Below are 21,805 nucleotides of genomic sequence, written 5' to 3' on the forward strand. Positions count from 1 at the left end.
GGGAGCCGGGTCCCGCGCCGATCCGGCTGCCGGACCCGGCTCCCCGCACCGGCCGGTTCAGGAGCCGCCCATGGCCTTCTTCAGCTCGGCCGCGGCGTTGCGGTAGACCGCGAGCAGGTCCAGGTCCTCGCCCGGATAGTTGACGATCTTCACCTGCTTGGCTCCGGAGTCGGGCAGGACCGTGCCGGTGGACATGTGCGCGTTGTCCAGCACCAGTTCCGGCTTCTTCGCCGCGAGCTCGGCCAGCTGCGCCGGGGTCACGGCCTCGGGTCCGTAGGTGCCCACGGGGGTGGCACCCGCGAGCTTCGCGGCCCAGGTGGTGAAGACCTGGCTGACCACGGAGGGGCTCTTGCCGCCGGGCCAGGCGGCCTGGACGTCCTTGTTCAGCTTCGTGTACTCGGTGTCGAAGCCGGACTTCCACTGCGTGGCGGCCTCGGGGGTGCCGAACAGACCGGCCAGCCGGGCGACTTCGGCGGACGCCTTGGCGGGGTCGTTGTCGAGCTCCACCTCGACCAGCTTCGCCTTGGACCCCGCGGCCTCCTTGATCTTCGCGGCGTACGGCTCGAAGGGCGCGTAGAGCACGAAGTCGGCCTTGGCCACGGCGGCGAGGTCCGACGGCTTGGGGTCGTAGTCCGGGGCGTGGTGCACGGACTGCGGCACGATGACCTTGACGTCCTCGGCGCCCGCTGCCTTGGCGAAGGCGCCCTCCCAGGTGGTGGTGACGACCACGACCGGCTTCTTGGCGGCCTGCGGCTGCGTGCCGTCCTGGGACTTCGCGTCCTCGGGGGAGGGGGTGTTGCCGCAGGCGGCGGTCAGAGCGAGCGCCGCGCTCAGTGCGAGGAGGGAAGGGATACGGACGCGGGTGCGCGCCATGAGCTGATTCTCCGTTCGGGTATGAAATGCACCGCGAGGACCAGTGCCCCCGCGGTCAGGACGAGGACCGGGCCGGGCGGCCAGTCCAGCCACAGGGCCAGCAGGAACCCCGTCAGATTCACCGCCACGCCGATGCCGACCGCCCAGAGGGTGATCGACTTCAGTGAGCTGCCCAGGCGGCGGGCGGCGAGTGCGGGCAGCAGGGTCAGGGCGTCGACGAGCAGCGCGCCGGTCAGTTTGATGGCCCCGGCGACCGCGATGGCGACCAGGACCAGCAGCGCGGCCGTCAGCGCCCGCACCGGAACGCCGGAACACTGCGCGAGCTCGCGGTCGTACAGCAGCAGGCCGATCTCCCGCCGACGCCACCAGAACAGGCCCGGTACGACGACGGCCAGCACGCCCAGGACGACGAGGTCGGCCGGGCCCACCGACAGGATGGACCCCCACAACAGGGCGAAGGCACCGGAGGCGTTGACCCCGGACACGGCCAGCAGGAGCAGCGCCGCCGCGATGGCCAGGCTCATGAGCAGGCCCATCGCCCCCGACAGGCCGTCCGGGGTCCGGGCGAGCGGGGCGACGCCCGCGCCGGCCAGCGCGCAGGCCACCAGTGCGCACAGCATGGGATCGAGTCCGGTGAGCAGTCCGACGGCGATTCCCAGCAGGGCCACGTGCATCATCGCGAACCGCACCGGCATGATGTCGAGCCCCACGATGACCACGCCGATGACCGGCAGGCCGATCGCGGCCAGTAACAGGGCCGCGCCGGCCCGTTGTACGGGCAGCAGTTGGAGCAGTTCGCCGAGGTCGGCGGTGGCCAGGTGCGCGGCGAGGATCACCGGACCTCCCGCAGATGGCCCGCGGCCATCTCCAGTACGCGGTCGCAGCGGTCCGCCAGCGCCCGGTCGTGCGTCACCACGATCAGGGTCACCGGCAGGGAGGTGAGGACGTCCGCGGCCTCCGACTGCCCGTCGAAGTCGAGGGCGGCGGTCGGCTCGTCCGCCAGGAGCAGCTCGGCTCCCGCGGCGATGCATCCGATCGCCCGGGCGAGGTACATCCGCTGCAACTGGCCGCCGGAGAGGGTGTGCAGGGGGCGCCCGACGAGCGGCCCCACACCGAGCCGCTCCGCGGCCTCGGCCGCCTCCGCCGGAGCGTTGCTGGCGGCCAGCAGTTCGGAGCCGAGCAGGGGGAAGCGGCCGGCGGCCGGCTTCTGCGGGATCCAGGCGCAGGCCCGGCGCCGCCAGGCCCACTCGGCGGGCGACCGGCCCTCCCGGCCGCCGACCGTGATCGAGCCCGTCGTCTGACGGTGCAGACCGAGGACGGCGCGCAGCAGCGTCGTCTTGCCCGAGCCGTTGGTGCCGGTCAGGGCAACGCGTTCACCGGCGGCGATCTCCAGATCGACGTCCGAGACGGCCTCCACCCGGCCGTGCCGGCACACGACCTCCCGCATGCGCACATCCAGTCCGCCCATCCCACGCCTCCTCCGCCATGAGGGAAGGCGAGGATCCGCCTCCCACGTGCCAGTAGTCGGACGGAGGGCGCCCGGGGTTCCCGGCGGACCGGGTCGGATTCAGAGCGGGTGGCCGGCGGCGTCCGTGTGGTCCTTCTGGCTGGAGAACTTGTTCAGGAACACGTCGTAACGGCCGTCGGGGCGGCGGGTCATGGTCGCGCCGTCCTGCCAGATGCCGTTCTCGGGCCACCACTGGCTGCCGTACGGGTCGCCCTGGTTCTGGTGGATGTTGTGGACGCCCAGCCCGGTGTCGAAGGGTTCGCCGAAGACGAGGATCGGCCGTCCGACGACGAGGATCGGCTCGAAGGCGGTGGCGGCTTCGACATTGGAGCCCGAGGTCCAGGGCGGGGAGGACTTCAGCAGCCGGTCGAGGAGGTCGCGCAGCGGGCCGGGCAGCCACCCGGGCCACTCCTGTAGCCTGCGCAGGGCCGGATGGCGGAGGTAGTCGATGGCTCCGGACCTGGGCACGCGGTCGAGGTCGTGGAACCCGGGCGTCATCGCGGGCACCGGGTCGAGCGCCGCCGCGTCCACGGTGAACACCTTCCACTGCACGCCGGTCTGCGAGTCGTGGCTGTCCACGTCGACGGCGCACTTGTACTGTCCGTCGGGTGCGTCGACCCGGAGGTTGACGTGGAACCAGGCGCCCTCGGTGTCGGGCGTGTCGCGGAAGTGCTTGTGCAGGGTCCCGGCCAGTACGCCGTAGCGGTCGAATGGCATGTTCCCCAGTGAAACACCGGGCCGGCCGGTCGGGCGGTCGTGGCGCGCGGGCACGAGGGGGACCCGGCCGCGCCGGACGCCGGCCGCACGTCGTGGACCGAGCCGCAAATCCGGTGCCACGGCGCAGCCGGCTCCGGCAGCGAAGCGAGGCAGTACCTGGACGCGGTGATCCACGGCATGTCGCGGCGCCGGGCCCGCGAGCTCCGGCTCCTCGTGGACCGGCTCGACAACGCGAACTGAGCGGGTTCGCGCCGGGCGTCCGAACGGCGTGCCGAACCGTGCGTGCCGTCCCGGTGGCCGGCCTCAGAGGCCCGGTGTCGCCAGGGCGCCGAACCACACGTGCGTGACCGCGCTGACGTAGCGTGCCCCGCACCGGTCCGCGGGGACCACCAGCTGGGCCCCGGCCTCGTCCAGGTCCGCCCCGTCCAGGCGGGTGGCCAGCAGCACCGGACTGTTCCCGAAGTCGGCGTCCAGCTCGGCCCAGGCGAGCACGCTGTGGTGGCCGTCCCCGCCGCTGACCGCCAGCAGGAAGCGCGAACGGTCCTTGCGGCGCCGGGCGTCGAAGGCGGGCCCCGCGCTCGCGACCACGTCACGCAGCAGCACGCCCTCGAAGACGTGGTGCTGCGGGCCGTTCGTCGCGCAGTCGAAGACCACCTTGGCCCGGTGCTGCTGCCATTCGCGCAGGTCGGCGACGCTGAGCAGGGCCGGGCGGTCGAGGTCGCCGTGCAGCATGAGTTTGGCCATACGAGCCCGATTCCCAGGTCCCGTCGCCTCGGAAACGTATCTGCCACCCTCATCTCACTATGTGAGTGGCAATTGAGTCCCCTCTACCCCGTCGGGGCTTGCATCTTCTGCCAGACGACGTCCCGCGTCACCGGCATCTCCGTGAACCGCACCCCGGTCGCGTCCCGCAGGGCGTTGGCGAAGGCCGGGCCCACCGGGTTGAAGGGGCTCTCGCTCATCGACTTGGCGCCGAGCGGGCCGATCGCGTCCGAGGTCTCCATGAAGTGGACCTCCGTGCGCGGGACGTCCGCGTACTGCGGGAGCCGGTAACGGCGGAACGCCGCCGTGGTGACCTCGCCGCGCTCGTCCACCCGTACCGTCTCGAACAGGGTCGCGCCCAGCGCCTGGGCCACACCGCCCTCCACCTGGCCGCGGCACTGCATCGGGTTCATGACCTTGCCCGCGTCCGCCGCGTGCACGCTGCGCAGGATCTTCATCTCGCCGGTGTGCGGGTCGACGGCGAGGCGGAACCACTGGGCGTTGAAGGCCACCGAGCGGGGGGAACCGGTCCAGTGGCCGTCCGCGGCCATCTCCTCCAGCTTGCCCTTGTCGTACGCGGCCTCGTACAGCTCCTTGAGGGTGACGGTCCGGCCCGCGCAGTCGAAGGCCTCGGGCCCCAGCCTGCACAGGTGCCGGGCCACACCCGTGTGCCGGGCCGCGAAGGTCTGCAGGCGTTCCGCGAGCGAGTTCGCCGCCAGCATCACCGCCTTGCCCGCCACCACCGTGCCGGCCGAGCCGAACGCGCCGGTGTCGTGGCGCACGACGTCCGTGTCCGACTGGCGGACCGCGATCCGGTCCACCGTCGTGTTCAGCGCACCGGCCGTGATCTGCTTGTGGACGGTGGTCGTGCCGTTGCCGAACTCCGCCGTGCCGACCGCGATGTCGTACGTGCCGTCGCGCAGCAGGCTGATCCGGGCGTCGGCGAAGTGGCCGCCCGGCGGGCCGGTCGCGATCATGGCGACCGCCGATCCGGTGCCGGTGAGCCAGCCCTCGGGGACGTCCTCGTGGCTGCGGTCCTCCGCGATGGCCCGGCGCACCACGTCCATGCACTGCTTCATCCCGTACGAGGCGATGAACAGGTCCTCCTCGTGGCCGATCGGGGTCACCATGTGGTCGCCGGCGCCGATGACGTTCTTCTCGCGCAGTTCGAGCGGGTCCATGCCGAGCCGGATGGCGAGCTCGTCCATCGCCGATTCGAGGGCGAAGAGGACCTGCCCCAGGCCGTAGCCGCGGAACGCGCCGGCCGGCACGCCGTTGGTGTAGACGGAGTACGCCTCGACCTCCTTGTTCGGTGCCTTGTAGACGGCGAAGGACTCGCCCACGCTGTGGAACATGACCGCCGGGCCGTGGTTGCCGTAGGCGCCGGTGTTCGAGACCACGCGGATGCGCAGCGCGGTGAGCGTGCCGTCGGCCCTGGCGCCGATCTTGATGGTGATCTTGAAGGGGTGGCGGGTGGTGGCACCGTAGAACTGCTCGGCCCGGGTGAATTCGAGTTTCACCGGCCGGCGCAGCTTCAGGGCGGCGAGGACCACGATGTCCTCGGTCAGCATCTCCTGCTTGCCGCCGAACCCGCCGCCCACGCGGCCCGCGACGACGCGGACCTCGTCCTCACCGAGGTCGTAGAGGGCGCACAGCGCCCGCCGGGTCAGGAACGGCGCCTGCGTGGAGGAGCGGACGGTGATGCGCTCGCCGTCGCCCTCCTCCTTGGGCTCGAAGTACGCGACGCTGCCGTGGGTCTCCAGGCTGGCGTGCTGCACGCGCTGCGTCCGGAAGGTCTCCTCGTAGACGACGTCCGCCTCCGCGTACCCCTTCTCCATGTCGCCGATCGTGTTGTGGACCTCGCCGCACACGTTGTTCTCGGCGCGGAAGATCCCCGACTCGGGGCCCTTGGGGTGGAGGACGGGGGCGCCCGGGAGCATGGCCTCCTCCGGGTCGATGACGTACGGCAGCTCCTCGTACGTCACGACCACGCGGCGGCAGCCCTCCTCGGCGGCCTGCTCGCTGTCGGCGACGACGGCCGCCACGCGCTGGCCGACGAAGCGGACCACGTCGTCCAGGACCCGGGTGTCCATCGGGTCCTCGGTCGGGTGCTCGTGGCGGGCGGACGAGTACAGCCGGTCGGGGGAGTCGTGGTGGGTGAGGACCGCGTGCACGCCCGGGACCCGGAGGGCGTCCCTGATGTCGATGTCGACGATCCGGGCGTGCGGGTGCGGGGAGCGCAGCAGCTTCATGTGGAGCAGCCCGGGCACCTCGACGTCGAAGGTGTAGCGCGCCGTGCCCGTGACGACGAGGGGACCGGCGGGGGCGCCCAGGGACCTGCCCACGGCCTGCCCGGCTTCCGGGGCCTCGGTGTGCTTGACCCCGCGCACCGCGTCCTCGATGGCGCGGTAGCCCGTACAGCGGCAGATGTTGCCCTTGAAGGCGCGCGGGAGGTCCTGGAGCTTGCCGTCGTCGTGGGCGGTGCCCTCCTCCGCCTGGAGGGCGGCGGTGGTCATCAGGAAACCGGCGGTGCAGAAGCCGCACTGGAAGCCCTGGGCGTCCAGGAACTGCTGCTGCGCCGGGTGGAGCTCGCCGCCGGAGCAGGCCAGGCCCTCCACGGTGGTGACGCTGCGGCCCTCGGCGCGGACGGCCGGGTAGAGACAGCTGTGCACCGGCTGCCCGTCGACGTGGACGGTGCAGGCCCCGCAGTCGCCCTGGTCGCAGCCCTTCTTCACGCCGAACCAGCCGCGTTCGCGCAGGTAGGTGCGCAGGCACTGGCCGGCCCGCGGTTCGGTGTCGAAACGCTGCTCGTTGATCTCGATCTCGTACGTCATCGGTGGTCCTCGGTGGTGAGCTCGCGGCGGATCTCCTCGGCCAGGCGCAGGGCCATGTGGCGCCGCCATTCGGGCAGCCCGTGGATGTCGTCGTACCACTCGCCGGGCCGGACGGCGCCGTCGATCGCCTCGCGCAGTTCGGCGGCCGTGGGCGGCAGCGCGAACCAGAAGCGGAAGGGGCGGGTGGTGGCGGCGGAGACCGTCACGGCGAGGGAACCGTCGGCGGGGTCACAGGCGCCGATGACCAGCGCGCCGGAGCGGCCGAGTCCGTAGAGGGACGCCTGGCGGAAGGCCGTACGGGAGTCCAGCGCGTTCGGGGGCAGGCGCACGGACCGCAGCAGCTCGCCCTCGCGCAGGTTCTTCACCCCGGCGCCGAGGATGAACTCGGTGACGGGCATCCGGCGGGTGGCGCCGTCCTGGCCCTGGAGGAAGACGGTGCCGTCGAGGCCGGCCGTGAGGGAGACCATCGGACCGGCGGGCAGGCCGTTGCACAGGTTCCCGCCGACGGTCGCCATGTTCCAGATCTTGAAGCTGGCGAGGAAGGCCCGGCAGCACTGCTCGAAGAGCGGGGCGGCCGTCGTCGGAAGGGTCCGGGCGAACCGCGAGAGCTCGGTGATCGTGCAGGTCGCGGCGATGTCGAGGGAGCCGTCGGGCTGCCAGGACAGCGGCGGCCAGCCCATGCGGGAGAGGTCGACGAGGCGGCGGACGTGCGGCTGGGGCTCGGAGAAGAGGTACGTGCCGCCGCCGAGCCAGGCGTCGCCGGGACGCCAGGGTTCGCGGCGGCGGGCGTCGCGCACGTCGAGCACCGTGTTGAGATCCAATTCGCGCCACCGGCCTTTCTGGTCTGACAGGGGGTTTCAGCCAGTGAAGCAACGGGGGCGGGGGCGAAACGACTGGTCCCGGCCACGGAATCGGACGAGCCGGAAACCCTCCCTCCTGGAGGATCAACCAAGAGGTCTATCGGGTACTTCACCTTGCATTTACGATGACTCAGCCTCTGTTCACCTCGCGAATGTGGGCGTCCGCCCGCCGCAAGGAGTTCCCGTCATGCACGTCCTCGACCTGCTCCAGCTCGACAGCCTCGGTCTCAACCTGCTCTGGGGCGAGGAAGCCCTTCTCGGCCAGGAGGTCGCCGGCGTCACCGCCACCGACCTGGAGGAGCCCGGCCGGTTCCTGGGGCCGGGGGAGCTCGTGCTGAGCGGGCTGGTGTGGTGGGCCGAGGGCGACGCGGCCAAGGCGGACCGCTTCGTCGGCGCGCTCGCCGACGCCGGAGCCACGGCGCTGCTCGCCGGGGAGGAGACCCACGGCAGGGTCCCCGACGAGGTCGTCGCCGCCTGCCGCAGCCACCGGGTGCCGCTCGTGGCGGTCCCCGCGCGCACCAGCTTCCGGGCCGTGACCGAGGCCGTGTACCTGCGCCAGTGGGGAGACCTGAGCCGCCGCCCGACCCGGCTCTTCGCCCTCCCCGAGAACGTGCGCGGCGAGCTGAGCCGGCTCGTGGAGGCGGGGGCCGGCCCGGACGAACTCCTGGACCGGGCGTGCGCGCACCTCGGCCGGGTGTCCTGCTACCTGCTCACCGCCAGCGGCCGCACGGTGGCCCGCACGCCGTCCGCCCCCGAGCTGCCCGCCCGGCAGGCATCGGTCGCCTCCGCGCGCGGCGGGGTCTGGCTGCGCATCGAGACCGAGAGCTCCCCGTACGACGCCTGGCAGCTGCACGTGCCCGACCCGGACGCGGCGCCTCCGCGGGTGCTCCACGAGATCGCCGAGGTGCTCGCCCAGAGCCGCAGCGGGCAGACCCGCCGCCTCGCCGCGGAGCGGCTGGCCGGGCAGGAGCTGATCGGCGTACTGGAAGGCACGCTCGCGGGTCCCGCCCCGGCCGACACCGGAGCCCTGGAGGAGGCGCTCGCGGGCGCCGGGCTGCCCGTCGGAGGGGCGTACCGGGTCCTGGCGGCGACCTCGGGCGACGCCCTCGCGGAGGGCCTGCGCCACCTGGAGGACGCCGCGTACGCCGTGGGGCGGTCGGTCGCGGTGCTCCACGAGGACCCGGCCCGCGCGACCGACGCGGTCGGCGCGCTGCGCGCCGTGTGGCCGATGCTCCAGCAGTGCGGGGGACCGCAGGCGGAGCTCCGGCTGGGCCTGGGCACGCGGGCCGAGGGTCTGGAGGGCCTGCGCGCCTCGCTCGGCCAGGCCCGGTTCGCCCTGACCTCGGCGGACGAGGCGGTCCCGGTGCGCGGGGTGGAACAGCTGGACACCCTCGGGGAGCTGATGGCGGGGATCCCGCCGGAAGTCCGGACGGTGTACGGGACGCGGACCCTGGGGGCGCTCGGGGACGGGATGCTGCGGGAGACCCTGGAGGTCTTCCTGGCCAACAACTGCTCCTGGGCCCGCACGGCGGAGGCGCTCCACCTGCACGTGAACACGGTGCACTACCGGATCGAGCGGGTGGAGGTCCTGACGGGCCGTGACCTGTCGCGCCTCGACCACAAGTTGGACCTGTACGCGGCGCTGCGCTGCGCATGACCGTGCGCGGACGCCCTAGGACAGTTCGACGCGGACCTCGGTGGACTTCACCCGGGCCGTCACGGTCGAGCCGACCGTGATGCCGAGCTGCTCGACCGACTCCCTGGTCACCACGGACACCACGTGGTGCGGCCCCGACTGGATCTCCACCCGGGCCGCCACCTCGTCGAGCCGCACGGCGGTGACGATCCCGGCGAAGGAGTTCCGTACGTAGGTCGCGGCGGTGCCGGGCGGCAACGGGTGCGTACCGGCTGCGCGTTCCTCGGCGAAGGCGGCGAGGGCCACGCCGTCGACGGACCGGGAGCCGTCGGGGGCGCGGTCGGCCGGCAGCCGGCCCGTCCCGGCCCACCGGCGGACGGTTTCGGGGCTCACGCGCAGCAGTCGGGCGGCAGCGCCCACGGAGTACGACGGCACGCCCGCAGGATAGGCGGCGGCGCAGATGCGGTCGATCTCATGAGTTCACCCGGCACGTGCCGTACCCGCCGGTAGGTGATGACGGTGCTCGCGCCGCAGCCATTTGTCCGGTGATGAGGTTTCTCCAATCCCTCGCCCTGCTCGTTGCGAATCCCTGTTGAGGCTCCTGAGGCTGAGGGGGCCGCTGAACCGACCGTCCGATGAAGGGAAGGAGGTGAGTGCGATGACCGGTTCGCTGCGCACACGGCGCCTGCTCGTCGGGACCGCGTCCGTCGGGCTGCTGGCCGGCGGCTCGCTGCTGGGCCTCTCCGGCACCGCGAACGCCGCCCCGGCGGCGTCCGCCGCGGTGAGCTCGACGCTCACCGGCGACCGTGACCGCGATCGTGACCACCGCCAGGACCGCCACGACCGCCACGACCGGTGGGACCGCCACAACCGCTGGGACCGCCATGACCGGTGCACCTGGGTGAAGGGCCACTGGGAATCCAAGTGGCATCACGGCAACGGGCACGACGGCTGGTGGAGCAAGGGCCACTCGCAGCACTGGGTGCCCGGCCACTGGAACTGCCACAGCAAGTGGTAGCGCCCGGACGCCGTAGCGCCGACCAGGCACAAAGGGGTTCCGGGGGCACCGCCCCGGAACCCCGTCCGTTCCCGTCCCCCGGCCCGGAGCCCCCCGAGCCACCGGAGCCCACCGGGGCCGCTCGCACAGCGAGGAACCGTCATGGACACCGCAATCGCACCACCGGCGCGGCCGAGGACCGTGCACCACCCACTGCCGTCGGGACCCCAGGCCGCCGGGGAAGCCCGCCGCACTGCCGCGCGCACCCTGGCCCTGCACCCCGTGCGCTGCTCCCCGGAGACCGCCTGCGACATCCTGCTGATCGCGTCCGAGCTCGCCACCAACGCGGTCCGGCACGCCGTCCCCCCGTACGCGCTCACGATCAGCCTGGACCGGGGCCGGGCGGGCATCTGCGTGAGCGACGGCTCGCTCTCGCTGCCCCAGCGGGGCGCCGGACACGGGCCCGACGCCACCAGGGGGCGCGGCCTGCAGATCGTCCGGGCGCTCGGCGCGGACGTCTTCGTCAGCCGCTCGCCGCGCGGCAAGCAGGTCATCGCCGTGATCACCTGGCGGGACGGCTGACCCGACGGCTGGCCCGGCGGCTGACCCGGCGGCGCCGCGGAGCCGCCGCCGCTCCGGCCGGAAGGGTCCCCTCCGGGTTCCGGAGCGGGTTCGGGGCTCAGGGGGTCATGTCGTACGTGACCCACATCGTCCGGGTGGCGACCTGGTCGTACTTGGAGCGGGCCCGGTGGTTGTCGTCGGCGGTGATCCAGCGGACCACGCTCCAGCCGCGCTCGGCCGCGAGCCCGCGCAGGGTGGCGAGCAGCAGGTCGGCGGCGCCCGAGCCGCGGTGCTCCGGGGCCACGAACAGGTCGTCGAGGAAGCAGCCGACCGTGGCGGAGAGCGGTCGCGCGAACGGACGGTAGTGGGCGAGTCCCAGCAGCCGGCCCTCGGTGTCCTCGGCCACCAGGGCGCCCACCTCGTGGCCGGGGTCGGTCACCCAGGACCACACCGTGGCGGCCGCCTCCTCGGTCTGCTCGACCCCGTAGAAGTCGGCGTAACCGCGGTAGAGGGCACGCCACTGGGTGAAATCGCCGTCGCGCACGGAGCGCACGCTGATGTCGGACATGGGGCTGGACTCCCGTGATCGAAGGAACGCGGAGCGGAGCGGGCGGGTGCGCCGCCGCTCCGGCGCACAACATCGATCATCCTGGAGCCCGGCGGGCCCGACAGGTGCCGGGGTGTCGAAACGCGGGCCGGCTCAGCGCCACGATGTACGGGTGCGGCCGCGGCCGGCGAAGCCCCGCGCGCCGAACACCGCTGTCGGCGCGCGGGGGCTCCCTGCACCAGGCCCTTCCGTGGCCGCGAGAGCCGCCAGGCGGTCCGGAGGGTGGTGGCCACGGCCAGTGAACCAGGAGCGGCCTCGGGGCGGCAGCTGGTGCAGGGCACGGAATCGGGCCGGTCGGCCACGTGCCGTCACAGTGGATCATCCAAGAGGCGGATCGGCCGCGCGGCGGCCCGGCGTGCCCGCGCGACGTGTCCGGACGATGATGTGGAGAGAACGGAGTGCGGAAGGGGACGTCTCGTGCCATCGGCTCGGCCGGGGGGCGAGGAGACCCACGGCCCGATCTGGTCCGAGCCGGGGTCGCTGCTGGAGCGCGTGCCCGTGGCCGTCCTCGGCATCGACGAGCACGACCGCGTCTGCTACTGGGGGCCCGGCGCCCGCGACCTCTTCGGGTACGAGCCCGGTGCCGTCCTCACCCGGCCCGGTGCCGTCCTCTTCGCCGACGGCACCCGCGGCGGCACCTCCGCATCGTGCGCCCGGCTGACGGAACAAGGGCGCACTCAGGGCTACTGGCGGGGCCGGCTCACGGCCCGGCACCGGGACGGAACGGCTTTCGACTGCGGCTTCCGGTCCTTCTCCGTCACCGGATCCGGCGGGCCCTCGGTGGTGATGGTCCTGTCGAGCCGCAGCGACGAACTCGACCGGGTCAAGACCAACCTCGCCTTCCTCGACGCCCTCTTCGAGACCTGTCCCATCGGCCTGGTCATGGTCGACGAGGACCTGCGGTACATCCACCTCAACCAGGCGCTCGCCGACATGGACGGCCTGCCGATCGACGCCCACCTGGGGCGGCGCATGGACGACATCATGATCATGTCCGACGGCGGTGAGTACGAGCGCATGCTCCGCGCCGTCGCCCAGGGCGGCGCACCCGTCGTGGGCACGCTGGTCGGCGTGCGCCCCCGCGGACATCCGGACCGCGACCAGGTCCGGTCCGTCAGCTTCTTCCCGCTGAGCCGGGCCGTCGGCACCCGCTCCGGCGTGGGCGGGCTGATGATCGACGTGACGGACCGGGAGCGCGCCATCCTGGAAGCCACCGCGAGCCGCCGCCGGCTGGCCCTCCTCGATGGGGCCTCCACCCGGATCGGGACCACCCTGGACGTCAACGTCACCGCCCAGGAACTCGTCGACGCGTCGATGCCCGACTTCTGCGACGGCTCCGTCGTCGAGATCGTGGAATGGATGGACGAGACAGAGGACTTCGACCCGGCGCGGCCGCTGTTCACCCGCCGCATCGCCTCCGGGACGACCCTGCCCGCTCCGGCCGTCGAGCTCGTGAGCGGGGTGGAGAAGGTGCGCTACCCGCCGGGCTCCGTCATCCACGACATGCTGAGCACCGGCCGCGCCATCTCGGCCGTGGTGGACGAGGAGTTCCTGGCCCGCACGGTCGTCACCGAGTCACGTACGAAGATCATGGGCGAGAGCGGGATCGCCTGCATCCTCGTCGCCCCGCTCATCGCCCGCGGCACCGTCCAGGGCATCGCCATGTTCGGCCGGTCCGCCGCCCGTCCGCCCTTCACCGAGGAGGACGTCAGCCTGGCCGGCGAACTCGCCTCGCGCGCCGCGATCTGCCTGGACAACGCCCGTCTCTACAGCCGGGTCCAGGACATCGCCCTCACCCTGCAGCGGGCCCTGCTGCCCACGGCGCTGGCGGCCACCCCGTACGTGGACGTCGCCCACCGCTACGTGCCCGGCAGCCGGATCACGGAGGTCGGCGGAGACTGGTACGACGTGATCAACCTGCCCGACGGCCGGATCGTCCTCGTCGTGGGCGACGTGATGGGGCACGGAGTGGACGCGGCCGCGGCCATGGGCTACCTGCGCATCACCACCAAGGCCCTGGCCCGCCACGACAGCGAGCCCGCCGATCTGCTCACCGAACTCGACGCGTGCGCCCAGGAGACCGGCATCGAGCTCGCGACCTGCCTCTACCTCGTATACGACCCGCGCACCGGCCGCGCCCGCATCGCCAGCGCCGGACACCCCCCGCCCCTGGTGCTCCGGCCGGACGGCACCGTGCAGGGCATCGACGAGGTCCTCGGGGTCCCGCTGGGCGTCGGCGGCGCCCCGTTCCGGACCACCGAGATCGAACTGCCCGAGAACGCGACGCTCGCCCTGTACACGGACGGCCTCATCGAGGCCCGGGGGCGGGACATCGAGGTGGGCATCGACGCCCTGCGCGCCGAACTGGTGGACCGCGGCGAGCCGTTGGAGGACATGGCGGACCGCATCCTGGCCGGTCTGCTGCCCGAGCCGCCGACCGACGACACCGTCCTGATCCTGGCCCGCGTCCACCGCGGCACTCCGTGAAGGGGCCTCAGCCGCGGTGGGAGTGGGACACGCCGGCCGTGTCCAGCGCGGCTCCGGCCAGCGCGGCCAGGGCGAGCGCCACCGAGCGGGCGTCCTCGGGCGGCAGGCGGTGGCCGGGAAAGGGCTCGAGGAGGAAGCGGCCGTAGTAGTGCCCGCCCCCGACGACCCGCAGCTCGGTCTCGCCCTCCGGCCAGTCGGCGTACCCGGTGACCCGGCCACCGCGGCGCAGCCACAGACCGCCGTCGTGCTCCAGGCGCGGCCGGTGCCCGATCAGGGTCCCGTACTCGAAGCGGCAGCCGCGCAGCCCCAGCAGACCGATGAGCTCCCGGCGGACGAAGTCGACCACCGCCTCCGGTGATCCGCCGCGTTCGGCCAGCCGGGCGGTGCCCTGGAGGCTGGAGAGGTGCGCGGCGCCGGTGACCACGGCCGTCTCCAGCCTGCGGGCGCGGGCGGCCGGCTGCGCGACGATCAGCCCGACGGCCAGCAGGAGGACGGCCGTCTGGATCTCGTCCCGGTCGGCGAGGGTGAAGTGCTCGTAGGGCCGGGCGAGGAGCAGGAGGCCGAACCAGGTGGCCGCGGAGAGCGCGGCCAGGACCGCGGCGGCCCGGGTGCCCGATGCGGCGATCGCGGCCACGGCGACCACCAGCACCAGGGCCTCGTTCGCCGGGGAGAGCCAGGTGCGGAGGGGGACGAGCGCGAGCGCCACGAGGAGGGGTACCACCAGGGCCCCGAACAGCGCGGCACGGTCGTGGAGTCGGTACCCCGGCATGTGATGCCTCCCGTCAGGACGTGACGATCTCGACCAGAGCCAGATGTCCGTGGGCAGACTGCCCACGGCGAGGGGCGGAGCCACCCGCCCTGACGAGGTCTTGACGTACCGCACACGGATTTTGCCGACGGGCCCCCGGCCCCCGGTCCCGGGCCCCCGGCCCCCGGTCCCGGGCCCCCGGCCCCGGGACCCGCCCCCCGCCCCTACCGGCCGCCGTCCGGGAGCAGCGCCGACGACTCGCGCTGGTGCGGGACCGGTGCGTGCGGTGACAACGGCGCACGCGGTTCGTCCCGGTGGAGCTCGACCGTACGCGTCGGAGCGGGGATCGAGATGCCCTCGGTCCGGAACCGCTCGTGCAGGCGCTTGATGAACTCGTGCTTGATCCGGTACTGGTCGCTGAACTCGCCGACGCCCAGGATCACCGTGAAGTTGATCCGGGAGTCCGCGAAGGTGTGGAAGCGGACGGCCCCCTCGTGCGCGGGGTCCGCGCCGTCCACGTGCGCCATCACCTTGCCGACCACGTCGAGGGTCACCCGCTCGACGTGCTCCAGATCGCTCTCGTAGCCCACCCCCACCTGGACCAGGATCGAGAACTGCGCTTCCGGCTGGGTGAAGTTGGTCATGTTGGTGCGTGCGAGACGCCCGTTGGGAATGATGACCAGGTTGTTCGACAGGTTGCGGACCACGGTGTTGCGCCAGTTGATGTCGACGACGTAGCCCTCCTCGCCGCTGGTGAGCCGGATGTAGTCACCGGGCTGCACGGTCTTCGAGGCGAGGATGTGCACGCCCGCGAAGAGGTTGGCGAGGGTGTCCTGGAGCGCCAGGGCCACCGCCAGACCACCCACTCCGAGGGCGGTGACCAGCGGCGCGATGGACACGCCGAGGGTCTCCAGGGCGACGAGCACACCCATCACGAGGACCACGATCCGCGTGATGTTGACGAAGATGGACGCCGACGCGGCCACCCCCGTCCGCGATCCCGCCACGGACTGGACGAGGCCCGCGACGACGCGCGCCGCGCTGAGCGTGGCGATGAGGATGAGCAGCGCGGTCAGCGACTGGTTCACGAACCCCGAGACGCGCGCGGTGAGCGGCAGGGTCGTGGCGGCCACGGCCGCGCCCGCGATCAGCGCGGCCCCGGGCGCGATGGTGCGCAGCGCGTCGACGATGATGTCGTCCCCCTGCCACCGGGTCCGCTCGGCGTGCCGGCCCAGCCAGCGCAGGAGTGCGCGCAGCAGCAGCCCGGCCGCGGCGCCGGCCGCCAGCGCGATCCCGGCGACCAGCCAGTCGTGAAGGACGAGATCCCGGTTCAACGGACCCCCTCCGGTGCGCCGCGCCGGCCCGGGGGAGTGGCGACGGGCGCTGCCGGCCGTCGTATGGGGTGTGGGTGTGTCGTCACCTTGTCACCTGTCAGTTTGTCGTGCGTGAAGCCGCGTTCGGGCGTGTGTACGCATCCGGAACGGGCTGCCATCCTGCCCCATGGCAGCAGGACGCACCGCAGGCGGGGCTGCCGCTACCGCCGTGCGCCGGCGTGTTCGAGGACCGCGCGCACCTCCGCGGTGATCGCGCTCTCGTTGCGTTCGAACTCGGGGCCGGTCAGCTGCTGGGGGTCGGCCGGCAGGCCGGTGAGCACCGGGGTGTGGAGATGGCCCCCGGGCAGGCGCGGGGCGAGTTCGGCGCGCAGCCGGTTGGAGCGGTAGGCCACCTCGTTGGACAGGTAGCCGCCCCCGCCGCCCGCCACGGCCCGTGAGCCCGGGGTCGGGCCGTCGGTCCGGTCGACGGGAGCCGTGCCGCCCGCCGGGATCTCGGTCACGTCGCTGTTGAGGAGGACCGGGTACGGACTCTGCACGGCGCGGGTGACCGCGTGGGCGGGAAGCGTGGTGCGGATGAACTCCGGGCCCGGGCCGAGGCCGGGGGCGGTCACCGGGTGCTCTCGGGTGCCGCCGGACAGGGCGCGCACGTTGTCGGGGTACGGGTCGGCGGACCGGGCCCGTCCCGCCCAGTCCTCCAAGGTGAAGATGCCGGGGTAGCCCTGGCTGACGGTGGTGATGATGTCGGCGGAGGCGGGGCCGCCGGCCAGGCGCGGGGCGAACGCCCGCTCCACCATGCCGGCGTCGAAGTCGGCGTACCGCACGGGGAGGACGACGGCACGGATCTCGGCGGGGCTGCCGTCGGCGAGGGTCACGCGCCGCCCGTTGAGCTGGAGGGCGGCCGACCCCGAGGGGTTGGCGCGGCGGATCTCGGTGTCGAGCCCGAAGGGGTCGAACCCGCTGATGAAGACGCGCCGCACCCCGGGCGTGGTGCGGAAGGCGTTGTTCGTCAGGCCCCGGGAGGCGTCCTCGAGGCGGGCGCGGAGCGCCGCCCGGTCGGCGGTGAACTCCGGCTGCCAGCGGGCGAGTGCGGCGGTCATGCCGAGCCGTGCCCAGTACAGCGGCCGGTCGTCCCCGGGGGCGAGGTCGCCGCCGGGCCGCTGTCCCTGGGCCCGTCGTACGGAGGCCTGCCACAGGGCCTCGCCCCAGTCGGTGACCAGCCGGCCGGCCTCGGCCGGGTCGCGGGTCGCGCACAGCGCGGCGGGGAACCGCCGGACGAAGTCCCCGAACCCGCCGCGCTCGACGAGTGCCGTGGTACGGGCGTCCGAGAGCCGCGCCTGTTCGGCGTCCAGCGGTACGGCCGCCGGGGCGCGGCACGCGGACGGGCCGTCGGCGGCCGGTGCGGACGAGGCGACATCGGCGTGCGCGGGCGAGGCGACGGCCAGGGGCAGGACGGTGGCGAGAAGGGCAGCGGCCGACGCCGCACGCCGTAAGAGCATCATGCGATGTGACATTACATAGCCCCCCGCACCCCCACCAGACACACCGGCCGAGGTCGGACGTGACTGGCTCAACTCCACCTCTGCGACGGCCGGTTCGCCGCGACGGCGCGGGTGCGGAGCCGGCCTAGGCCGGCCGGTCCGGGGCCAGGCCGTGTGCGGGGCCGGTGCGTTCGAGGGCGTGTCCCGCGCGGAGGACCGCGGGTTCGCCGAAGGGCTTCCCCATGAGCTGCATGCCGATCGGCAGGCCCGCCGCGTCCAGGCCGACGGGCAGGCTCAGTGCGGGAACGCCGGTGAGGTCGGCCGGGGCCGACAGCCGTACGTACGCGTCGGCGACGCTTTCCGTGCTGCCGTCGCCCCAGGTCACGGCGGTCCGGCCGGACTCGACGGCGGTGAGCGGCACGGTCGGCGCGGCGATCACGTCGACCGCCTCCAGCATGTCCCGCCAGGCCCGCCGCATGAGGGTGCGGGCGCGCTGGGCCCGCAGGTAGTCGCCCGCCGTCATGAGCTCGCCCGCCTCCAGCAGGACCCTGATGTCGGCCTCGTACAGGTCGGGCACCGCCCGCAGGGTCCGCTCGTGGTAGGCGGAGGCCTCGGGCACCATCAGCCCCCAGTGGGTCGCCCGGATGTAGCGCGTCATCGGGATCTCGACGTCGACGAGCCGGGCACCGAGGTCCTCCAGCCGCCCGATCGCCCGCCGGACGGCGGCCTCGACCTCCGGGTCCACCCGGTCGAAGAAGTAGTTGCCCGGCACCCCGACCCGCAGCCCCCTCAGATCCGCCGGATCCGTCGGATCCGGGCCGGGGTGCGGCCAGTGGTCCGCGGCCGGAGCCGCGACGGACGCCGGGTCGCGCGGGTCGTGTCCGACCAGGGCGGCCAGGACCAGACCCGCGTCCTCCACGGTGCGGGTGAGGGGGCCCACGTGGTCGAGCGACCAGGACAGCGAGGTCACGCCGTGGCGCGGGACCAGTCCGTACGTCGGTTTCAGTCCGACGACCCCGTTCAGCGCGGCGGGCACCCGGATCGAGCCGCCGGTGTCGGTCCCCAGGGCGAAGGCGGCCGCCCCCGCGGCGACGGCGACGGCCGACCCGCCGCTGGACCCGCCCGCCACCCGGTCCGGGTCCCAGGCGTTGGCCGTCTGAGGGGTGGTCAGGCCGTAGGCGAACTCGTGCGTGTGGGTCTTGCCCACCAGGGCCCCGCCGGCCGAGGCGAGCCGCGCCGCGACGGTGCTGTCGGACAGCGCCCGGTGCCCCGTCCGCACCCGGGAGCTCGCCGTGGTCGCCAATCCGGCCACGTCGATGAGGTCCTTCAGGCCGAACGGCATCCCGTGGAGGGGCCCCCGGTACGCGCCGCCGGCGATCTCGGCCTCCGCCCGGCGGGCCGCGTCGCGCGCCCGGTCGGCCGTCACGGCGGTGAAGGCGTTCAGCCGCGGTTCGACCCGCACGGTGCGTGCGAGCGCCGAGTCCACCAGGTCGACCGGCGAGAGCGCCCGGGTGCGCACGGCCCCGGCCGCTTCGGCCACGGTCAGCTCATACGGCTCCATCGTGCTGCTCCCCTGCCGCGCGGTACACCGAGGCGGGCGGTGTCTCGTCGAAGTCCAGTTCCCGCAGGAGCGATACGACGGTGTGGATGTGGTCGGCGGTGGCCGCCACTTCCGCGTGGCGGTCCTTCGCCAGGGGAAGCCCCGACCGGGCGGCCCAGCGGGCGGCTTCGGGGGGAGTGAGGTCCGGGGTGGACATGTGCTGCCTTCCTTCAGGGGGAACGGCGGAACGAGCGCCGCCGCCTTAAAGCTAACGACTTGCGTTAGTCCACGGTAGGGCCTACGGTCGCTTAAAGCGAATGAGTCGCTTTTGTTGTTGGCCGGTCCTCCGCAGACGAAGGAACACGCGCATGCGCACCGCACAGTTCACCGAGCCGGCCCCCTCCGGAGCCGCCGCCCACTGGTCCGTCGGGGAGATCGCGGTCCACCGCGTCGACGAGGTGCCCCTGCCGCCCGCGACCGGACCGTGGCTGCTGCCGGCCGCCACCCCGGACGTGGTGGCCGAACACGACTGGCTGCGGCCCGACTTCGCCGGGCCGGACGGCGTCCTGCACCTCGACAGCCACAGCTTCGCGCTGGTCGTGGACGGTCTTCGGGTCCTCGTCGACACCGGGATCGGCAACGGCAAGACGAGGGCCAACCCGGCCTGGCACCAGCTCCGTACCGACTACCTCGCACGCCTCGCGGACATCGGATTCACCCCCGACAACGTCGACCTGGTGATCCTCACCCATCTGCACACCGACCACGTCGGATGGAACACCCGCGAGGTGGACGGCACATGGGTGCCGACCTTCCCGGGCGCCCGCTACCTGACGTCGAGGACGGAGTACGAGTTCTGGGCGGCGTACGACATGGACGAGGCGCGGCGCGCCATGTTCCGCGACTCCGTCGTGCCCGTCGAGGAGGCGGGTCTGCTCGACCTGGTCGACGTACCGGACGAGGGGATCGAGGTGGCCGAGGGGCTGCGCCTGCTGCCCGCGCCGGGGCACACCCCCGGGCAGATCGCCGTACAGGTGAGCAGCGCCGGTGCGACGGCCCTCGTCACCGGGGACGCCGTCCACCACCCCGTGCAGCTGGCCCGTCCGGAGATCGGCAGCTGCGTCGACATCGACCCGGTGCAGGCCGAGGCCACCCGCCGGGCGCTGCTCGCCCACCTCGCCGGCACCGGTGCGCTGGTCCTCGGTACGCACTTCCCCGCGCCGACCGCCGGCCGTGTGGTCGCCGAGGGGGACGGCTACCGCCTCGAACCCGTGGCCGCCGCACCCGTGCGGGGCTGACCGGCGACGGCGACGGCGACGGCGTACGTGCCGGACCCGGTCAGCGGGGTGCGCCGAAGCCCTCCACGGCCTCTCGCGCGAGCCGGTGCGCGTACGCGCCGGTGAGGCCGTCGGGGCGGAACAGGATGCGGTACATCATCGGCGCCACGACCCGGTCGAGCACCGTCTCGACGTCCGGGGCCTCCTCGCCGCGCGCCGCGGCGCGGGCGAGGACGACGGCGATCTGCTCCGCGGCGTAGGCCGAACACCGCCCCGCGTTGTCGCCGTCGGGGTCCCCGAGCAGCGCGTCACGGATGTACGCCCGTCCCGCGGGCGAGGCCATCTCCTCCTGGAACTGCTCGGCCCAGCCCCGCAGGTCCGCCAGCAGGTCTCCGTGGTCCTGCGGCGGGGCGTCCGGGCGCAGGTGCTCGACGGCGACGTCCGAGAGCAGTTCCTGCAGGTCGCCCCAGCGGCGGTAGATCGTCGACGGAGTGACGCCGGCCCGCGCCGCGACCATCGGGATCGTCAGCTCCGGACGCCCCAGCTCGGCCTGGAGCTCACGCACGGCGGTGTGGACCGCCTCCTGGACCCGCGCGCTGCGGCCCCCGGGGCGGACCATCGCTTTTCGGCTCATGCGGTCAGCTTAAAGCAAATTTCTTGCATCACGCCTGACCGCGGGCCCCCGCCCCGGGCACCTCCGGGTGCTAGTCCCCGATGAAGGCGAGGAGGGCGTTGTTGACCTCTTCGGCGTGGGTCCACAGGAGGCCGTGCGGGGCGCCGTCGAGGACGACGTAGTCGGCGTGCGGGAGGGCCTTGTGGAAGGGTTCCGCGGTGGCCTCGATCGGCAGGATGCGGTCCGCCGTGCCGTGGAGGATCAGGGCGGGGACGTCGATCTTGGGGATGTCGGCCCGGAAGTCGGTGGTCCACGTGAGGACGGCGGCACGGGAGGCGTACGCGGAGGCGCCGGCGGCGGTGGCCCAGCTCGCCCGGACCGTCTCCTCGCTGATGCGCGAGCCGAGGTTCTCGTCGAGGTTGTAGAAGGCCTGGTAGAAGTCGGTGAAATAGGCGTAGCGGTCCTTCGTGACGGCGGCGAGGATGCCCTCGAACACGCTGCCGTCGACGCCGGTGGGGTTGTCGTCGGTCTTGAGGAGATAGGGCTCCAGGCCGGCGAGGAAGGCGGCCTTGGCCACGCGTCCGGAACCGCGGGTGCCGAGGTAGCGGCCCACCTCGCCGGTGCCCATGGAGAAGCCGACGAGGATCGTGTCGGTGAGGTCGAGGGTCTCCATCAGCGTGTGGAGGTCGTCCGTGAAGGTGTCGTAGTCGTAGCCGGTGGTGGGCTGGCTCGACTGCCCGAAGCCGCGCCGGTCGTAGGTGATGACGCGGTGACCGGCGTCGAGCAGGGCGGGGAGCTGCTTCTCCCAGGAGTGTCCGTCCAGCGGGTAGCCGTGGATGAGGACGACGGGCTGCCCGCTGCCGTGGTCCTCGTAGTAGAGGTCGATGTCGGTGCTGTTCTCCTGGCCGACGGTGATGAAGGGCATGGTGCCTCCTGTGGCGATCTCGGTTCGGTCCGCGGCAGCAGTCTCCCGC

General features: G+C 73.2%; 22 protein-coding genes. 6 read left to right on the forward strand and 16 right to left on the reverse strand.

What is annotated here, in order from left to right:
* Positions 1-57: 57 nt before the first annotated feature.
* The 4 genes from ACXNSR_RS32510 to ACXNSR_RS32525 form a co-directional block, all read right to left on the reverse strand.
* Positions 58-873 (reverse strand): metal ABC transporter solute-binding protein, Zn/Mn family, encoded by an 816-nt coding sequence (locus ACXNSR_RS32510; protein ID WP_458638923.1) that lies wholly within the window; start codon positions 871-873, stop codon positions 58-60.
* Entirely contained in the window at positions 831-1,706 is an 876-nt protein-coding gene (locus ACXNSR_RS32515; RefSeq protein ID WP_458643461.1) for a metal ABC transporter permease, read from the reverse strand. The genes ACXNSR_RS32510 and ACXNSR_RS32515 overlap by 43 nt, the downstream gene beginning before the upstream one ends.
* Complete coding sequence (locus tag ACXNSR_RS32520; RefSeq protein WP_458638924.1) at positions 1,706-2,341, reverse strand: ATP-binding cassette domain-containing protein; 636 nt, start codon at positions 2,339-2,341, stop codon at positions 1,706-1,708. Before ACXNSR_RS32520 ends, ACXNSR_RS32515 begins: the two co-directional genes overlap by 1 nt.
* A gap of 99 nt (positions 2,342-2,440) precedes the next feature.
* Positions 2,441-3,097, reverse strand: coding sequence for a DUF2278 family protein (locus tag ACXNSR_RS32525; RefSeq protein ID WP_458638925.1), 657 nt, complete (start codon positions 3,095-3,097; stop codon positions 2,441-2,443).
* Positions 3,098-3,136: 39 nt separating this feature from the next.
* Between ACXNSR_RS32525 and ACXNSR_RS32530 the strand changes: the two genes are divergently transcribed.
* The gene (locus ACXNSR_RS32530; RefSeq protein ID WP_458638926.1) at positions 3,137-3,337 is read left to right on the forward strand and encodes a hypothetical protein; all 201 of its coding nucleotides are present in this window, start codon (positions 3,137-3,139) and stop codon (positions 3,335-3,337) included.
* Between the two features lie 63 nt (positions 3,338-3,400).
* On the opposite strand, the gene ACXNSR_RS32535 is transcribed toward ACXNSR_RS32530, so the two are convergent.
* The 3 genes from ACXNSR_RS32535 to ACXNSR_RS32545 all read right to left on the reverse strand — a co-directional run bounded on the left by ACXNSR_RS32535 (position 3,401) and on the right by ACXNSR_RS32545 (position 7,514).
* Positions 3,401-3,841, reverse strand: coding sequence for a molybdopterin-dependent oxidoreductase (locus ACXNSR_RS32535; RefSeq protein WP_458638927.1), 441 nt, complete (start codon positions 3,839-3,841; stop codon positions 3,401-3,403).
* Positions 3,842-3,924: 83 nt separating this feature from the next.
* The gene (locus ACXNSR_RS32540; RefSeq protein ID WP_458638928.1) at positions 3,925-6,693 is read right to left on the reverse strand and encodes a molybdopterin-dependent oxidoreductase; all 2,769 of its coding nucleotides are present in this window, start codon (positions 6,691-6,693) and stop codon (positions 3,925-3,927) included.
* On the reverse strand, positions 6,690-7,514 hold the full coding sequence (locus ACXNSR_RS32545; protein WP_458638929.1) for an FAD binding domain-containing protein: 825 nt from the start codon (positions 7,512-7,514) through the stop codon (positions 6,690-6,692). Before ACXNSR_RS32545 ends, ACXNSR_RS32540 begins: the two co-directional genes overlap by 4 nt.
* Before the next feature lie 226 nt (positions 7,515-7,740).
* On the opposite strand from ACXNSR_RS32545, the gene ACXNSR_RS32550 reads away from it, so the two are divergent.
* Entirely contained in the window at positions 7,741-9,210 is a 1,470-nt protein-coding gene (locus ACXNSR_RS32550) for a PucR family transcriptional regulator (protein WP_458638930.1), read from the forward strand.
* A 15-nt stretch (positions 9,211-9,225) separates the two neighbouring features.
* On the opposite strand, the gene ACXNSR_RS32555 is transcribed toward ACXNSR_RS32550, so the two are convergent.
* Positions 9,226-9,624, reverse strand: a complete 399-nt coding sequence (locus ACXNSR_RS32555; RefSeq protein ID WP_458638931.1) for a TOBE domain-containing protein — start codon at positions 9,622-9,624, stop codon at positions 9,226-9,228.
* A gap of 223 nt (positions 9,625-9,847) precedes the next feature.
* Here ACXNSR_RS32555 and ACXNSR_RS32560 point away from each other — a divergent pair, with 223 nt between their 5' ends.
* Both ACXNSR_RS32560 and ACXNSR_RS32565 read left to right on the forward strand, forming a co-directional pair.
* On the forward strand, positions 9,848-10,207 hold the full coding sequence (locus tag ACXNSR_RS32560; protein ID WP_458638932.1) for a hypothetical protein: 360 nt from the start codon (positions 9,848-9,850) through the stop codon (positions 10,205-10,207).
* 141 nt (positions 10,208-10,348) lie between these two features.
* Positions 10,349-10,768 (forward strand): ATP-binding protein, encoded by a 420-nt coding sequence (locus ACXNSR_RS32565; RefSeq protein WP_458638933.1) that lies wholly within the window; start codon positions 10,349-10,351, stop codon positions 10,766-10,768.
* A 97-nt stretch (positions 10,769-10,865) separates the two neighbouring features.
* Here the strand turns inward: ACXNSR_RS32565 and ACXNSR_RS32570 are convergent, their stop codons facing one another.
* On the reverse strand, positions 10,866-11,315 hold the full coding sequence (locus ACXNSR_RS32570) for an N-acetyltransferase family protein (RefSeq protein ID WP_458638934.1): 450 nt from the start codon (positions 11,313-11,315) through the stop codon (positions 10,866-10,868).
* Between the two features lie 456 nt (positions 11,316-11,771).
* Between ACXNSR_RS32570 and ACXNSR_RS32575 the strand changes: the two genes are divergently transcribed.
* Positions 11,772-13,841, forward strand: coding sequence for a SpoIIE family protein phosphatase (locus ACXNSR_RS32575; RefSeq protein WP_458638935.1), 2,070 nt, complete (start codon positions 11,772-11,774; stop codon positions 13,839-13,841).
* 7 nt (positions 13,842-13,848) lie between these two features.
* Here ACXNSR_RS32575 and ACXNSR_RS32580 read toward each other — a convergent pair whose 3' ends face one another.
* From ACXNSR_RS32580 to ACXNSR_RS32600, 5 genes are all read right to left on the reverse strand, one after another.
* Positions 13,849-14,610 carry a DUF4118 domain-containing protein gene (locus ACXNSR_RS32580; protein ID WP_458638936.1) on the reverse strand — a complete coding sequence of 254 codons (762 nt, stop codon included), beginning with the start codon at positions 14,608-14,610 and terminating at the stop codon, positions 13,849-13,851.
* A gap of 203 nt (positions 14,611-14,813) precedes the next feature.
* Positions 14,814-15,923 (reverse strand): mechanosensitive ion channel family protein, encoded by a 1,110-nt coding sequence (locus tag ACXNSR_RS32585; protein ID WP_458638937.1) that lies wholly within the window; start codon positions 15,921-15,923, stop codon positions 14,814-14,816.
* 200 nt (positions 15,924-16,123) lie between these two features.
* A complete protein-coding gene (locus tag ACXNSR_RS32590; RefSeq protein WP_458638938.1) occupies positions 16,124-17,422 on the reverse strand; it encodes a pyroglutamyl peptidase in 1,299 nt (432 codons plus the stop codon).
* A 124-nt stretch (positions 17,423-17,546) separates the two neighbouring features.
* A complete protein-coding gene (locus ACXNSR_RS32595) occupies positions 17,547-18,962 on the reverse strand; it encodes an amidase (protein WP_458638939.1) in 1,416 nt (471 codons plus the stop codon).
* On the reverse strand, positions 18,949-19,158 hold the full coding sequence (locus ACXNSR_RS32600) for a hypothetical protein (RefSeq protein WP_458638940.1): 210 nt from the start codon (positions 19,156-19,158) through the stop codon (positions 18,949-18,951). The genes ACXNSR_RS32595 and ACXNSR_RS32600 overlap by 14 nt, the downstream gene beginning before the upstream one ends.
* A gap of 151 nt (positions 19,159-19,309) precedes the next feature.
* Here ACXNSR_RS32600 and ACXNSR_RS32605 point away from each other — a divergent pair, with 151 nt between their 5' ends.
* Positions 19,310-20,239 carry an MBL fold metallo-hydrolase gene (locus ACXNSR_RS32605; RefSeq protein ID WP_458638941.1) on the forward strand — a complete coding sequence of 310 codons (930 nt, stop codon included), beginning with the start codon at positions 19,310-19,312 and terminating at the stop codon, positions 20,237-20,239.
* Positions 20,240-20,279: 40 nt separating this feature from the next.
* Here the strand turns inward: ACXNSR_RS32605 and ACXNSR_RS32610 are convergent, their stop codons facing one another.
* The gene (locus tag ACXNSR_RS32610; protein ID WP_458638942.1) at positions 20,280-20,852 is read right to left on the reverse strand and encodes a TetR/AcrR family transcriptional regulator; all 573 of its coding nucleotides are present in this window, start codon (positions 20,850-20,852) and stop codon (positions 20,280-20,282) included.
* A gap of 70 nt (positions 20,853-20,922) precedes the next feature.
* Positions 20,923-21,756, reverse strand: a complete 834-nt coding sequence (locus tag ACXNSR_RS32615; protein ID WP_458638943.1) for an alpha/beta fold hydrolase — start codon at positions 21,754-21,756, stop codon at positions 20,923-20,925.
* Positions 21,757-21,805: the final 49 nt, after the last annotated feature.

Source organism: Streptomyces sp. NC-S4, from assembly GCF_054353315.1.